This is a genomic window from Streptomyces sp. NBC_00503 (assembly GCF_036346895.1).
Taxonomy (GTDB): Bacteria; Actinomycetota; Actinomycetes; order Streptomycetales; family Streptomycetaceae; genus Streptomyces.
Genome location: NZ_CP107855.1, coordinates 5,201,415 through 5,214,916 on the forward strand (window position 1 = coordinate 5,201,415; position 13,502 = coordinate 5,214,916).

At 67.9% G+C, this 13,502-nt stretch carries 12 protein-coding genes; all 12 read left to right on the forward strand.

The window, feature by feature from the left end; translation table 11 throughout:
• Nucleotides 1–259: 259 nt before the first annotated feature.
• The 12 genes from OG490_RS24260 (at nt 260) to OG490_RS24315 (ending at nt 13,462) form a co-directional block, all read left to right on the forward strand.
• Nucleotides 260–1,894: a peptide ABC transporter substrate-binding protein gene (locus OG490_RS24260; RefSeq protein WP_330298386.1), complete on the forward strand. Its 1,635-nt coding sequence runs from the start codon at nt 260–262 to the stop codon at nt 1,892–1,894.
• Between the two features lie 176 nt (nt 1,895–2,070).
• Nucleotides 2,071–3,003 carry an ABC transporter permease gene (locus OG490_RS24265; protein ID WP_330301045.1) on the forward strand — a complete coding sequence of 311 codons (933 nt, stop codon included), beginning with the start codon at nt 2,071–2,073 and terminating at the stop codon, nt 3,001–3,003.
• Entirely contained in the window at nt 2,996–3,943 is a 948-nt protein-coding gene (locus tag OG490_RS24270; RefSeq protein WP_330298387.1) for an ABC transporter permease, read from the forward strand. The genes OG490_RS24265 and OG490_RS24270 overlap by 8 nt, the downstream gene beginning before the upstream one ends.
• A gap of 20 nt (nt 3,944–3,963) precedes the next feature.
• Nucleotides 3,964–5,010, forward strand: a complete 1,047-nt coding sequence (locus OG490_RS24275; RefSeq protein WP_443065973.1) for an ABC transporter ATP-binding protein — start codon at nt 3,964–3,966, stop codon at nt 5,008–5,010.
• A complete protein-coding gene (locus OG490_RS24280) occupies nt 5,003–6,058 on the forward strand; it encodes an ABC transporter ATP-binding protein (RefSeq protein WP_330298389.1) in 1,056 nt (351 codons plus the stop codon). The genes OG490_RS24275 and OG490_RS24280 overlap by 8 nt, the downstream gene beginning before the upstream one ends.
• A 150-nt stretch (nt 6,059–6,208) precedes the next feature.
• The gene (locus tag OG490_RS24285) at nt 6,209–7,135 is read left to right on the forward strand and encodes a GNAT family N-acetyltransferase (RefSeq protein WP_330298390.1); all 927 of its coding nucleotides are present in this window, start codon (nt 6,209–6,211) and stop codon (nt 7,133–7,135) included.
• Between the two features lie 141 nt (nt 7,136–7,276).
• A complete protein-coding gene (locus OG490_RS24290) occupies nt 7,277–8,908 on the forward strand; it encodes a peptide ABC transporter substrate-binding protein (RefSeq protein ID WP_330298391.1) in 1,632 nt (543 codons plus the stop codon).
• Between the two features lie 30 nt (nt 8,909–8,938).
• Nucleotides 8,939–9,862, forward strand: a complete 924-nt coding sequence (locus OG490_RS24295) for an ABC transporter permease (protein WP_330298392.1) — start codon at nt 8,939–8,941, stop codon at nt 9,860–9,862.
• Nucleotides 9,855–10,868, forward strand: coding sequence for an ABC transporter permease (locus OG490_RS24300; protein ID WP_330298393.1), 1,014 nt, complete (start codon nt 9,855–9,857; stop codon nt 10,866–10,868). Before OG490_RS24295 ends, OG490_RS24300 begins: the two co-directional genes overlap by 8 nt.
• 12 nt (nt 10,869–10,880) lie before the next feature.
• Complete coding sequence (locus tag OG490_RS24305; RefSeq protein WP_330298394.1) at nt 10,881–11,855, forward strand: ABC transporter ATP-binding protein; 975 nt, start codon at nt 10,881–10,883, stop codon at nt 11,853–11,855.
• Nucleotides 11,848–12,909 (forward strand): ABC transporter ATP-binding protein, encoded by a 1,062-nt coding sequence (locus OG490_RS24310; protein WP_330298395.1) that lies wholly within the window; start codon nt 11,848–11,850, stop codon nt 12,907–12,909. The genes OG490_RS24305 and OG490_RS24310 overlap by 8 nt, the downstream gene beginning before the upstream one ends.
• 358 nt (nt 12,910–13,267) lie before the next feature.
• On the forward strand, nt 13,268–13,462 hold the full coding sequence (locus tag OG490_RS24315; protein ID WP_330298396.1) for a hypothetical protein: 195 nt from the start codon (nt 13,268–13,270) through the stop codon (nt 13,460–13,462).
• Nucleotides 13,463–13,502: the final 40 nt, after the last annotated feature.

Genomic DNA, 13,502 nt, shown 5'->3' on the forward strand with positions numbered 1-13,502 from the left:
CTGTCTCCTATCCGTTTGTCCGGATTTCGGGTTTTGGCCATAGTGCGATGTTGTGAAAACGAGACCACTTAAGTGTGGTTTACGGTCTGGGCGTCCCCGAGGATGGCTCCATTGAGCTCGGGTCAATGGGTCACACGCTGTGGGGAGCGTCGACTCACGAGCACACTCGGGGCACTGGTTCCTTATCGCCGTCAGGGGTGTCGGCGAAACGCAACACGTGTCCCTTTCATCAGACAGTGGACTCATGAGGAGGAAACCCATGCGCGGTGCCAAGAGCGCCAAGTGGGTAACGGGCGCGATTGTCGTTGCCCTGGCTGCGACCGCTTGCGGTGGCGGCGGCGGCAAGGCGGCCGGCAAGGGTGAAGTCGACCCGAACGGCATCTACTCGGTCGAGGTCGGCGAGCCGGAGAAGCTTCTCCAGCCGGCCGACACGATGGAGTCCAACGGCTCGATCGTCATGTCGGGCCTGTTCTCGCAGCTCGTCGACTACGACGCCGACGGCAAGATCGTCATGGTCAACGCCGAGTCGGTGGAGTCCAAGGACAGCAAGACCTGGACCGTCAAGCTCAAGCCGGGCTGGACCTTCCACGACGGCACCAAGGTGACCGCGCAGTCCTACGTCAAGGCGTGGAACTGGGCCGCGAACATCAACAACAAGCAGGGCAACGCGTCCTGGTTCGCGGACATCAAGGGCTTCGAGGTCGTGCACCCCGAGGCCAAGGGTGCCGCGCCCACCGGCGACGCCATGGAGGGCCTGAAGGTCGTCGACGACAACACCTTCACCATCGAGCTCGCCAACGCCGTGCCGTACTTCACGTACAAGCTCGGCTACGAGGTCTTCTCCCCGCTGCCGGAGTCCTTCTACAAGGACCCCGCGGCCGCCGGTGAGAAGCCGGTCGGCAACGGCCCGTACAAGTTCAAGTCGTGGGAGCACAAGAAGCAGATCGAGCTCACGCGCTTCGACGACTACAAGGGCGACAACAAGGCGAAGAACGGTGGCGTGGTTCTCAAGAACTACTCCTCCCTCGAGACCGCCTACGAGGACCTGAAGTCGGGCAACGTCGACGTCCTGCGCTCGATCGCTCCGAAGGACCTCCCGGTCTACCGCGCCGACCTCGGTGACCGCGCGGTCGACGCGCCGATGTCCGCGATCCAGACCATCGCGGTCGCGTTCTACGCCGACCAGTGGAAGACCCCGAAGCCGGTCGACCCGAAGGTCATCCAGGGCCTGTCGATGGCGATCGACCGCGACACCATCACCAAGACCGTGCTCCAGGGCACCCGCGAGCCCGCCACGGGCTGGGTCGCCAAGGGCGTCCTCGGCTACACGCCGAACGCGGCCGGTGACGTCACCAAGTTCGACCCCGCGAAGGCCAAGGCGCTCATCACCGAGGGCGGTGGCGTTCCGAACAACGAGATCTCCATCCAGTTCAACTCGGACGGCGGTCACAAGGAATGGGTCGAGGCTGTCTGCAACAGCATCACCCAGGCCACGGGCGTCAAGTGCACCGGTGACGCCAAGCCGGACTTCCAGGCCGACCTCGCGGCCCGCAAGGCCCAGCAGGTCAAGTCGCTGTACCGGTCCGCCTGGACCCTCGACTACCCGGTGAACGCCAACTTCATCAGCGACCTGTTCCGCACCGGCGCCGGTGGCAACCAGGGTGGCTTCAGCAACAAGGCCCTGGACGACAAGATCGCCGCGGCCGACTCGGCTCCTTCCCTGGCCGAGTCCGTGAAGGGCTACCAGGACGTCGAGAAGGACCTCGTCAACCTGATGCCGTCCATCCCGCTCTGGTACTACAAGACCAACGCGGGCTTCTCGGAGAAGGTCTCGGACGTGAAGTACGCCCAGGACGGCGACCCGATCCTCGAGGACGTCCAGGTCAAGAAGTAAGTCCTAGCGCGCAATTCAGCTAAGACGGATGTGGGCCGGCGGGGAGCCGGCCCACATCCGGGCCTATATGCAGCGCCCCGGGGGGCCCTTTCGCGACGCAGTGACGATCCCGTCACGCGCGTGCGTGGCGAAAGGGCCCGTCCGGCTGCGCCTGCCGCATCTTCTACGGAGGCATGATGGGGCGCTATGTCGCACGACGACTGCTCCAGATGATCCCGGTCTTCTTCGGGACGACCCTGCTCATCTTTTTGATGGTGTACAGCCTGCCCGGCGACCCCGTGGCCGGACTCTTCGGGGACAAGGGCACCGACCCCGCCACGCTGGCCGCCCTGCGCCATGCGCACGGCTTGGACCTGCCGATTTGGCAGCAGTACTACAACTACATCACCGGCATCCTGTTCCACTTCGATTTCGGGCAGCAGATCCGAAGCGGACGTGAGATCACCGATGTCATCGGTAGCGCCTTCCCGGTCACCATCCGGCTGGCCTTCCTGGCGTTCGCCATCGAGATCGTCCTGGGCCTCGCGCTCGGGATGGTCGCCGGCCTCAAGGCCGGCAAGCTCGTGGACAACCTCATCCTGATCCTCACCCTGCTGATCATCTCGATGCCGGTCTTCGTCCTCGGCTTCATCGTCAAGACGGTGTTCGCCTTCCAGCTCGGCTGGATCGAGCCCAACGTCAGCATCAACGAGACCTGGGGCGAGCTGCTCACGCCGGCCATCGTGCTGGGGTCCCTGTCGCTCGCCTACGTGGCCCGCCTGACCCGCACCTCGATGGCCGAGAACCTGCGCGCCGACTACGTGCGCACCGCCGTCGCCAAGGGCCTGCCCAAGCGCCGCGTCATCGGTGTCCACCTGATGCGCAACTCGATGATCCCGGTCGTCACCTTCCTCGGCACGGACATCGGCGCCCTCATGGGCGGCGCCGTCGTCACCGAGGGCATGTTCAACGTCAAGGGTGTCGGCGGTCTGATCTACGACTCGGTCATCCGCCGCGAGGGTCTGACCGTGGTCGGTGTGGTCACCGTCCTGGTCGTCGTCTACCTCATAGCCAGCCTGCTCGTCGACCTCCTCTACGCGGTCATGGACCCGAGGATCCGGTATGCCTGACATGACCCAGACCGACACCGTGAAGGCCGAGACCACGGGAGCGCCCGGCGCCCCGGTGGAGCCGGCGAAGACCGAGAAGGCGCGCAGCCTCTGGGGCGACGCGTGGGCCGACCTGCGCCGCAACCCCTACTTCGTGGTCTCCGCGGTACTGATCTTCATCCTCCTCGTGATCGCCGTCTTCCCGAGCTGGTTCACCAGCGTCGACCCCACCAAGGGCGACCTGGTCCACCACTTCCTCGGCAAGCCGGAGCTGTCCAAGGTCGGTTCGCCCGACTGGCTGGGCTGGGACGGCCAGGGCCGCAGCGTTTACGCGCGACTCGTCTACGGCACCCGCGCCTCGATCATCGTCGCCGTCGCCGTGACCGCCATCGTCACCGTCGTCGGCGGCCTGACGGGCATGATCGCCGGCTACTTCGGCGGCCTCACGGACGCGATCATGTCGCGCATCACGGACGTCTTCTTCGGCATCCCGTTCCTCCTCGGCTCGATGGTCGTCCTCCAGGCCTTCACCAAGCGCACGGTGTGGACGGTCGTCTTCGCCCTGGCCTTCCTCGGCTGGACGCAGATCAACCGCGTCATGCGCGGCGCGGTCATCACCGTGAAGCAGGCCGACTACGTGCACGCCGCCAAGGCACTGGGCGCCGGCACCACCCGGATCCTGTTCCGGCACATCCTGCCGAACGCCATGGCCCCGGTCATCGTGGTCGCGACCATCGCGCTGGGCGGCTACATCGGAGCCGAGGCCACCCTGTCCTACCTGGGACTGGGCCTCGCGTCCCCGACCATCTCCTGGGGCGTGGACATCTCCGGCGGTGCCGCGCAGATCCGAACGGCCCAGCACATCCTGCTGTACCCCTCGATCATGCTCAGCATCACCGTCCTCGCCTTCATCATGCTCGGCGAAGCGGTACGCAACGCCCTCGACCCGAAGCTGCGCTGAGGAGGGCGTAAGTGATCACCATGGACAACACCTCCAGCGTTCCCTCCCCGCGTGACGGGGACACCCAGACGCCCCTGCTCGAAGTGCGCGACCTGCACGTCGAGTTCCACACCCGCGACGGTGTGGCCAAGGCAGTCAACGGCGTCAACTACAGCGTGAGCGCCGGCGAGACCCTCGCCGTCCTCGGCGAGTCCGGCTCCGGCAAGTCCGTGACGGCCCAGGCCATCATGGGCATCCTCGACATGCCCCCCGGCAAGATCCCGCAGGGCGAGATCCTCTTCCGCGGCCAGGACATGCTGAAGATGAGCTTCGAGGAGCGGCGCAAGCTGCGCGGCCAGAAGATCGCCATGATCTTCCAGGACGCGCTGTCCTCGCTGAACCCGGTGCTCACCGTCGGCTACCAGCTGGGCGAGATGTTCCGCGTCCACCAGGGCCTGTCGAAGAAGGAAGCCCGCCTCAAGGCCATCGAGCTGATGGACAAGGTCAAGATCCCGGCGGCGAAGGAGCGTGTGGACGACTACCCGCACCACTTCTCCGGCGGTATGCGCCAGCGCATCATGATCGCCATGGCGATCGCGCTGGAGCCGGACCTGATCATCGCGGACGAGCCGACCACGGCCCTGGACGTCACCGTCCAGGCCCAGGTCATGGACCTCCTCGCGGAGCTCCAGCGCGAGCTCAACATGGGCCTGATCCTCATCACCCACGACCTCGGCGTCGTCGCCGACGTCGCGGACAAGATCGCGGTCATGTACGCCGGCCGGATCGTCGAGACCGCTCCGGTCCACGAGATCTACAAGCGCCCGGCACACCCGTACACCCGCGGTCTGCTCGACTCGATCCCGCGTCTGGACCAGAAGGGCCAGGAGCTCTTCGCGATCAAGGGCCTGCCGCCGAACCTGCTGCACCTGCCCTCCGGCTGCTCGTTCAACCCGCGCTGCACCGCCGCGCAGGACATCTGCCGGTCGGAGATCCCCATGCTCCAGCCGGTCAGCGAGCAGGACGGCACCGAACTGGTCGGCCGTCACAGCGCGTGCCACTTCTGGAAGGAGCAGATCCATGGCTGAGCTCACCAAGAACGCCCCCGAGCGCGGCGAGCCGATCCTCCAGGTCCGCAACCTGGTCAAGCACTTCCCGCTGACCCAGGGCATCCTGTTCAAGAAGCAGGTCGGTGCGGTCCGCGCGGTCGACGGGATCTCCTTCGACCTGTACCAGGGCGAGACCCTCGGCATCGTCGGCGAGTCCGGCTGTGGCAAGTCCACCGTCGCCAAGCTCCTGATGAACCTGGAGCGCGCCACCGCCGGCGAGGTCTTCTACAAGGGCCAGGACATCACCAAGCTGTCCGGCCGCGCCCTGAAGGCCGTGCGCCGCAACATCCAGATGGTGTTCCAGGACCCGTACACCTCGCTCAACCCGCGCATGACGGTCGGCGACATCATCGGGGAGACCTACGAGATCCACCCCGAGGTGGCTCCCAAGGGCGACCGGCGCCGCAAGGTCCAGGAGCTCCTGGACGTCGTGGGCCTCAACCCGGAGTACATCAACCGGTACCCGCACCAGTTCTCCGGCGGTCAGCGCCAGCGCATCGGCATCGCCCGCGGCCTCGCGCTCAACCCGGAGATCATCATCTGCGACGAGCCGGTCTCCGCGCTCGACGTATCGGTGCAGGCCCAGGTCATCAACCTGATGGAGAAGCTGCAGGAGGAGTTCAACCTCTCCTACATCTTCATCGCGCACGACCTGTCGATCGTCCGGCACATCTCGGACCGGGTCGGCGTCATGTACCTCGGCAAGATGGCCGAGATCGGCACCGACGCGCAGATCTACGACCACCCGACCCACCCGTACACCCAGGCGCTGCTCTCCGCGGTGCCGGTGCCGGACCCGGAGGCCCGCGAGGGCCGCGAGCGGATCCTCCTCACCGGAGACGTCCCCTCCCCGGCCAACCCGCCGTCGGGCTGCCGCTTCCGCACCCGCTGCTGGAAGGCCGAGGAGAAGTGCTCCACGGAGGAGCCGCTCCTGGCGATCCCGGAGCGCTTCCAGGGCTCCAAGTCGCTGGCCGCGCACGAGTCGGCCTGCCACTTCGCCGAGGAGAAGGCCGTTCTGGCCGTCTGACCTCGCACAGGCGATCACACCGAAGCGCCCGGCACCGGATCTCGATCCGGCGCCGGGCGCTTCGGCGTTCGCTGCCGCGACCTGGAGGTCCACCGCCGCGGCGCGCAAAGGCGGTTGCGGGGCCGCGCCGGCCGGTCCGATGGTGGTGTGATGACCGACATGCTGACCGTACGGCCCGCCGGGCCTGGAGACGCCGAGGACATCTGCGGGCTCCTCAACGCCGTCGACCTGATCGAGATCGGCCGCCCCGAGACGGACCTCGCGGCCGTCGAGGCCGATCTCCACCACCCCGACGTGGACCTGGCCAGGGACTCCTGGCTGGCCTTCGAGGGCGGACGCCTCATCGCCTACGCCCTGGTCTGGGCCGACTCGGGGCCCGGCCGGATCGACTCCGACCACTACGTCCTGCCGGGACACCGGGAGGTCTCCCGCCGGCTGCTGGAGCTGGTGGAGGCCCGGGCCCGGGAACTGGCCGCCGGAGCCCCGGGCGGCTTCCTGCGGCTCCAGCTCAACGTGGCGCCCACCTTCGACACCACCCTGCTCCCGGCCCGCGGCTACCGCACGGTCCGCCGCTACCAGGTGATGACCCGCGCCCTGGACCCGGCCGCCGACCGGCCCCCGGCGGCCCCCGCCGGGCTCACCCTGCGCCCCTGCGACGGGGACGGGGCCGAGCGCCGCCGGGCCCACGCCCTGATCGAGGAGACCTTCGCCGAGCACTTCGGCCACGTGGAGCGCCCGTACGAGCCCTGGCTGGACCACATCGACGGCCGCGGCCTGGACTGGTCGCTGGTGTGGATCGCGGCCCTGCCCGGCCGGGGAGACGTGGGCGTCCTGCTGACCCGCGACGACCGCACCAGCATGGGCTGGCTCAGCCACCTCGGCGTACGGGCGGACGTGCGCGGCCGGGGCATCGGCGGTTTCCTGCTCCGCCACGGCTTCGCCGCCTACGCCGCGCGCGGCCGCACCACGGTCGGCCTCGGCGTGGACACGGGCAACGAGACCGGGGCGCTCGGGCTGTACGAGGCGCACGGCATGGCGTTGCACTACGCGGTGGACACCTGGGAGCTGGAGCTGTGACCGCCGGGGCCCACTTTGCACTCGCAGGGGTGACAGCCGGGGGACGCGAGGGTGCAATCGGTCCAACGGCGCGTGTACGGGACCCCACATAGGGTGACATTGGGCCCTAAGTGAGTCTTGGGATCCAGTAGGAGGCACTCCATGCGCGGAGCCACCCACGCCAAGTGGGCCGCATGTGCGGCGGCCGTAGCCCTCGCGGCGACGGCTTGCGGCGGCGGAAGCGACAGCGGCGGAGGCGGTGGCGCGGCGGGCATCGTCAGCTCCTCGTGGGGTGACCCGCAGAACCCGCTGGAGCCCGCCAACACCAACGAGGTGCAGGGCGGCAAGGTCCTCGACATGCTCTTCCGGGGTCTGAAGCGGTACGACCCGAAGACCGGTGAGGCGAAGAACTTCCTCGCCGACAAGATCGAGACGACCGACAGCCAGAACTTCACGATCACGCTGAAGGACGGCTGGAAGTTCAGCAACGACGAGCCCGTCACCGCCCAGTCCTTCGTGGACGCCTGGAACTACGGCGCGGACGTCTCCAAGAAGCAGAACAACTCGCCGTTCTTCTCCGACATCGTCGGCTACGCGGACGTGCACCCGGCCACCGGCGACCCCAAGGCCAAGACCATGTCCGGCCTGGTGGTCAAGGACGCCAAGACCTTCACGGTCGCCCTCAAGGAGAAGTTCTCCACCTGGCCCGAGACCCTCGGCTACCAGGCGTTCTCCCCACTGCCCAAGTCCTTCTTCACCGACCACGACGGCTGGCTGGCCAAGCCCGTCGGCAACGGCCCGTACACGGTGGACTCGTACACCAAGGGCACGGGCATGAAGCTGCGCAAGTGGGAGGGGTACACCGGCGCGGACAAGGCGGTCAACGGCGGCGTGGACCTGAAGGTCTACACCGACAACAACACCGCCTACACCGACCTGATCTCCGGCAACCTCGACCTGGTCGACGACATCCCGGCGCAGCAGCTCAAGAACGTCAAGAACGACCTCGGCGACCGCTACATCAACCAGCCGGCCCTCATCATCCAGACCCTCACCTTCCCGCTGTACGACCCGCAGTGGAGCAAGGAGGGCATGGAGAAGGTCCGCCGCGGCATCTCGATGGCGATCAACCGCGACGAGATCACCAAGCAGATCTTCCGGGAGACCCGCACCCCCGCCAAGGACTGGACCTCCCCGGCCCTCGGCGACAAGGGCGGCTTCTCCGCCACCGCCTGCGGCGAGGCCTGCTCCTTCGACCCGGCGGCGGCCAAGAAGCTCATCCAGGAGGCCGGCGGACTGCCCGGCGGCAAGGTCTCGCTGACCTCCAACGTGGACACCGGCTCGCACCGCGAGTGGATGGACGCCGTCTGCAACAGCATCAACAACGCCCTGGGCGAGGGCCCGGTCTGCACCGTCAACCCGGTCGGCACCTTCGCCGACTTCAGGAACCAGCAGAGCAGCTTCAAGCTGACCGGCCCCTTCCGCTCCGGCTGGCAGGCCGACTACCCGCTGATCCAGAACTTCCTGGAGCCGCTGTACTACACCGGCGCCTCTTCGAACTACGGCAAGTTCAGCAACCCGGACTTCGACAAGCTCGTCGACGAGGCCAACCGCGAGAGCGACCCGGCCAAGGCGATCACGAAGTTCCAGGACGCCGAGAAGGTCCTCGCCGCCCAGATGCCGTCGATCCCGCTCTGGTACCAGAACGGCAGCGCCGGCCACTCCGAGCGCATCTCCGAGGTGGCGCTCAACCAGTTCAGCGTCCCCGTCTACGACCAGATCAAGGTCAGCTGACCCTCCGTCGGATCGATCCTGGAGCAGTCCATGGGACGTTACGTGATCCGGCGACTGCTCCAGATGATCCCCGTGTTCATCGGCAGCACGTTCCTGATCTTCTTCATGGTGTACGCCCTCGGTGACCCCGTCGCCGCCCTCTTCGGCGACAAGGCCCCCGACCCCGCCACCGCCGCGCGCATCCGCAAGGACCTCTACCTCGACCAGCCCCTGTGGAAGCAGTACCTCCACTACATGGGGCAGATCTTCCAGGGCGACTTCGGCACGGCCTTCAACGGGCAGAAGGTCACCGAGCTGATGGCCACCTCCTTCCCGGTGACCCTGCGCCTGACCATCGTCGCGATCGCCATCGAGATCGTCGTGGGCATCACCCTCGGAGTGGTCAGCGGCCTCAAGCGCGGCAAGTCCATCGACACCAGCCTGCTGGTGCTCACCCTCGTGGTGATCTCCGTACCGACCTTCGTGACCGGCTACCTCCTCCAGTTCGTCTTCGGCGTCAAATGGGGCTGGGTACGGCCCACCGTCTCCCCGGACGCGCCCTTCAACGAGCTGATCCTGCCCGGCATCGTCCTCGCGCTGGTCTCCCTCGCTTACGTCACCCGGCTGACCCGCACCTCCATCGCGGAGAACGTCAAGGCCGACTACGTCCGCACCGCCGTGGCCAAGGGCCTGCCCCGGCGCCGGGTCATCACCCGCCACCTGCTGCGCAATTCGCTGATCCCCGTCGTCACCTTCATCGGCACCGACATCGGCGCCCTGATGGGCGGGGCCATCGTCACCGAGCGGATCTTCAACATCCACGGCGTCGGCTACCAGCTCTACCAGGGCATCCTGCGCAACAACTCCCCGACCGTGGTCGGCTTCGTGACGATCCTCGTCATCGTCTTCCTGCTGGCGAACCTGCTCGTCGACCTGCTCTACGCGGTCCTGGACCCGAGGATCCGTTATGCCTGAGCCCGAGCGCCCCGCCTACGATCCGCTCCAGCCCGGACCCCACGAGGTCATCGCACCCACCGGACAGGGCGGAGCGATGGACCTCGCGCTGGAAGAGGCCGAGAGCCTGGAGCCGGGTGGCGGGAACCCCGCCGGCGCGGGCCCCGCGGGACCCACCGAGAAGGCCCGGTCGCTCTGGTCCGACGCCTGGCACCAGCTGCGCCGCAACCCCGTCTTCATCGTCTCCACCCTGCTCATCCTCTTCCTCGTCGTCATCGCGATCTGGCCCCAGCTCATCGCGAGCGGGGACCCCCTCAAGTGCGACCTGTCCAAATCGCAGCAGGGCTCCGCCCCGGGCCACCCCTTCGGCTACGACACCCAGGGCTGCGACGTGTACACCCGTACCGTCTACGGGGCCCGCGCCTCCATCACCGTGGGCGTCTGCGCCACCCTCGGCGCGGCCCTCCTGGGCTCCGCGCTGGGCGGGCTCGCCGGGTTCTTCGGCGGCTGGGGCGACGCACTGCTCTCCCGGGTCGCCGACATCTTCTTCGGCATCCCCGTCGTCCTCGGCGGCCTGGTCTTCCTGTCGGTGGTCACCAGCACCACCGTCTGGCCCGTCGTCGGCTTCATCGTGCTGCTGGGCTGGCCACAACTGGCCCGCATCGCCCGCGGCTCGGTCATCACCGCCAAACAGAACGACTACGTCCAGGCGGCCCGGGCCCTCGGCGCGGGCAACGGCCGGATGCTGCTGCGGCACGTGGCGCCCAACGCCGTCGCGCCCGTCATCGTCGTCGCCACCATCGCGCTCGGCACCTACATCGCCCTGGAAGCCACCCTGTCCTTCCTCGGCGTCGGCCTGCGCCCGCCGACCGTCTCCTGGGGCATCGACATCTCCAACGCCGCCTCGCAGATCCGCAACGCCCCGCACATGCTGCTCTACCCGGCCGGCGCACTCAGCATCACCGTGCTCGCCTTCATCATGCTCGGCGACGCGGTGCGCGACGCCCTCGACCCCAAGCTGCGCTGAGGAGCCCCGTACATGCTGCTCGAAGTGCGCGACCTGCACGTGGAGTTCAAGACCCGCGACGGGGTCGCCAAGGCCGTCAACGGCGTCAACTACTCGGTGGACGAGGGGGAGACGCTCGCCGTGCTCGGCGAGTCCGGCTCGGGCAAGTCGGTCACCGCGCAGGCCGTGATGGGCATCCTCGACATGCCGCCGGGCCGCATCGCGGGCGGCGAGATCCTCTTCAAGGGCAAAGACCTGCTGAAGATGAAGGAGGAGGAGCGCAGGAAGATCCGCGGCGCCGAGATGGCCATGATCTTCCAGGACGCGCTGTCCTCCCTGAACCCGGTGCTGAGCGTGGGCGCGCAGCTCGGCGAGATGTACGAGGTCCACCGCGGGATGTCCCGCAAGGACGCCAGGGCCAAGGCCGTCGAGCTGATGGACCGGGTGAAGATCCCGGCCGCGAGGCAACGGGTGGGGGACTACCCGCACCAGTTCTCCGGCGGCATGCGCCAGCGCATCATGATCGCCATGGCGATGGCCCTGGAACCCTCGCTGATCATCGCCGACGAGCCGACCACAGCCCTGGACGTCACCGTCCAGGCCCAGGTCATGGACCTCCTCGCGGAGCTCCAGCGCGAGCTCAACATGGGCCTGATCCTCATCACCCACGACCTCGGCGTCGTCGCCGACGTCGCGGACAAGATCGCCGTCATGTACGCCGGCCGCATCGTCGAGTCGGCCCCCGTCCACGAGATCTACGCCGCGCCCGCGCACCCGTACACCCGCGGCCTGCTCGACTCCATCCCGCGCCTGGACCAGAAGGGCCAGGAGCTCTACGCGATCAAGGGCCTGCCGCCCAACCTGCTCGCCATCCCGCCCGGCTGCGCCTTCAACCCGCGCTGCCCGATGGCGCAGGCCGCCTGCCGCACCGACGTACCGCCGCTGGCCGAGGTCGGACCGGACCGCGCCAGCGCGTGCTTCTTCTGGAAGGAGTGCCTCGGTGGCTGAGTCGATCCTCGAGGTGACGGACCTGGTCAAGCACTACCCGCTGACCCAGGGCATCGTCTTCCGCAAGCAGGTGGGCGCGGTCAAGGCCGTCGACGGGGTCTCCTTCGACCTGCGGGCCGGCGAAACCCTCGGCATCGTCGGGGAGTCGGGCTGCGGCAAGTCGACCGTGGCCAAGATGCTGGTCAACCTGGAACGCCCCACGGCGGGCGCGATCACCTACAAGGGCGAGGACATCGCCAAGCTCTCCGGCAAGGCCCTCAAGGCCGTGCGCCGCAACATCCAGATGGTGTTCCAGGACCCGTACACCTCGCTCAACCCCCGGATGACGGTCGGCGACATCATCGGGGAGCCGTACGAGATCCACCCCGAGGTGGCCCCCAAGGGCGACCGGCGGCGCAAGGTCCAGGACCTGCTCGACGTGGTCGGCCTCAACCCCGAGTACATCAACCGCTATCCGCACCAGTTCTCCGGCGGCCAGCGCCAGCGCATCGGCATCGCCCGCGGCCTGGCCCTCCAGCCGGAGATCATCGTCGCGGACGAGCCGGTCTCCGCGCTCGACGTCTCCGTCCAGGCCCAGGTCATCAACCTGCTGGAGCGGCTGCAGAGCGAGTTCAGCCTCTCCTACGTGTTCATCGCGCACGACCTCTCGATCGTGCGCCACATCTCCGACCGGGTCGGCGTCATGTACCTGGGCCGGATCGTCGAGATCGGCACCGACACCCAGATCTACGACCACCCCACCCACCCGTACACCCAGGCCCTGCTCTCCGCCGTACCGGTCCCGGACCCCCGGGCCCGCACCCACCGCGACCGGATCATCCTCTCCGGCGACGTCCCCTCCCCGGCCAACCCGCCCTCGGGGTGCCGCTTCCGCACCCGCTGCTGGAAGGCCGAGGCGCGGTGTGCGAGCGAGGTCCCGCTCCTGGAGATCCCCTCCTTCCTCCCTGGCGGCCCGACGGCCCACCCCTCGGCCTGTCACTTCGCATCCGAAAAGCGGGCCGTCCCGCCGCCGGGGGAGGAACCGCCGAAGGCGGGACCCCTGACGAAGGACTGATCGGGGGCCGGAGCTCTGGCCCGCGGTAGCGCTCATTTCCGGCCACAGCGCCGAACGGTTCCCCAACCCCGTTTACATGTAGGCAACTTGACCGTTTCTGCCCCGAGATATGGGCCGGGCAGCCTGGTTCCGGTACGGCCGTGCGGGTGCCGACAGCCGGACGGGGAGGCGTACCGCCTCCCCGTCCGGCGTTTTCGTGCCCCCGGGCATGCGCGGCGTGCGCCCCTCGTGCTGCCGGAATCGATCCATGCTCTGGTACGGAAAGTTATGATCCGTAGCGCACGGTGGGTATGAATCTGCCGAGCAGCGAGTTGCGAATACGCGTACCGATGTCCGCTCGACGTGGAGGTGAAACGCCGTGGCACTATCGATCTCGGCCGTGGTGCTACTGGCAGTCATCGTCTTCCTGCTGGTCCGGCGCTCGGGCCTGAAGGCGGGTCACGCAGCTGTCTGCGTGCTGCTCGGCTTCTACCTGGCCAGCTCGACGGTGGCTCCGACGCTCTCCCAGCTCACCTCGAACGTGGCGAGCATGATCAGCGGGCTCAAGTTGTAGGCCGTCCCTCCGGCCGCGGGGCGCCGCCTTGTGGGGCGGG

Bases quoted from the DNA above. Each gene is read 5' to 3' on its own strand.
- OG490_RS24260 (WP_330298386.1), top strand. From the start codon at position 260: ATGCGCGGTGCCAAGAGCGCCAAGTGGGTAACGGGCGCGATTGTCGTT.
- OG490_RS24265 (WP_330301045.1), top strand. From the start codon at position 2,071: ATGGGGCGCTATGTCGCACGACGACTGCTCCAGATGATCCCGGTCTTC.
- OG490_RS24270 (WP_330298387.1), top strand. From the start codon at position 2,996: ATGCCTGACATGACCCAGACCGACACCGTGAAGGCCGAGACCACGGGA.
- OG490_RS24275 (WP_443065973.1), top strand. From the start codon at position 3,964: ATGGACAACACCTCCAGCGTTCCCTCCCCGCGTGACGGGGACACCCAG.
- OG490_RS24280 (WP_330298389.1), top strand. From the start codon at position 5,003: ATGGCTGAGCTCACCAAGAACGCCCCCGAGCGCGGCGAGCCGATCCTC.
- OG490_RS24285 (WP_330298390.1), top strand. From the start codon at position 6,209: ATGACCGACATGCTGACCGTACGGCCCGCCGGGCCTGGAGACGCCGAG.
- OG490_RS24290 (WP_330298391.1), top strand. From the start codon at position 7,277: ATGCGCGGAGCCACCCACGCCAAGTGGGCCGCATGTGCGGCGGCCGTA.
- OG490_RS24295 (WP_330298392.1), top strand. From the start codon at position 8,939: ATGGGACGTTACGTGATCCGGCGACTGCTCCAGATGATCCCCGTGTTC.
- OG490_RS24300 (WP_330298393.1), top strand. From the start codon at position 9,855: ATGCCTGAGCCCGAGCGCCCCGCCTACGATCCGCTCCAGCCCGGACCC.
- OG490_RS24305 (WP_330298394.1), top strand. From the start codon at position 10,881: ATGCTGCTCGAAGTGCGCGACCTGCACGTGGAGTTCAAGACCCGCGAC.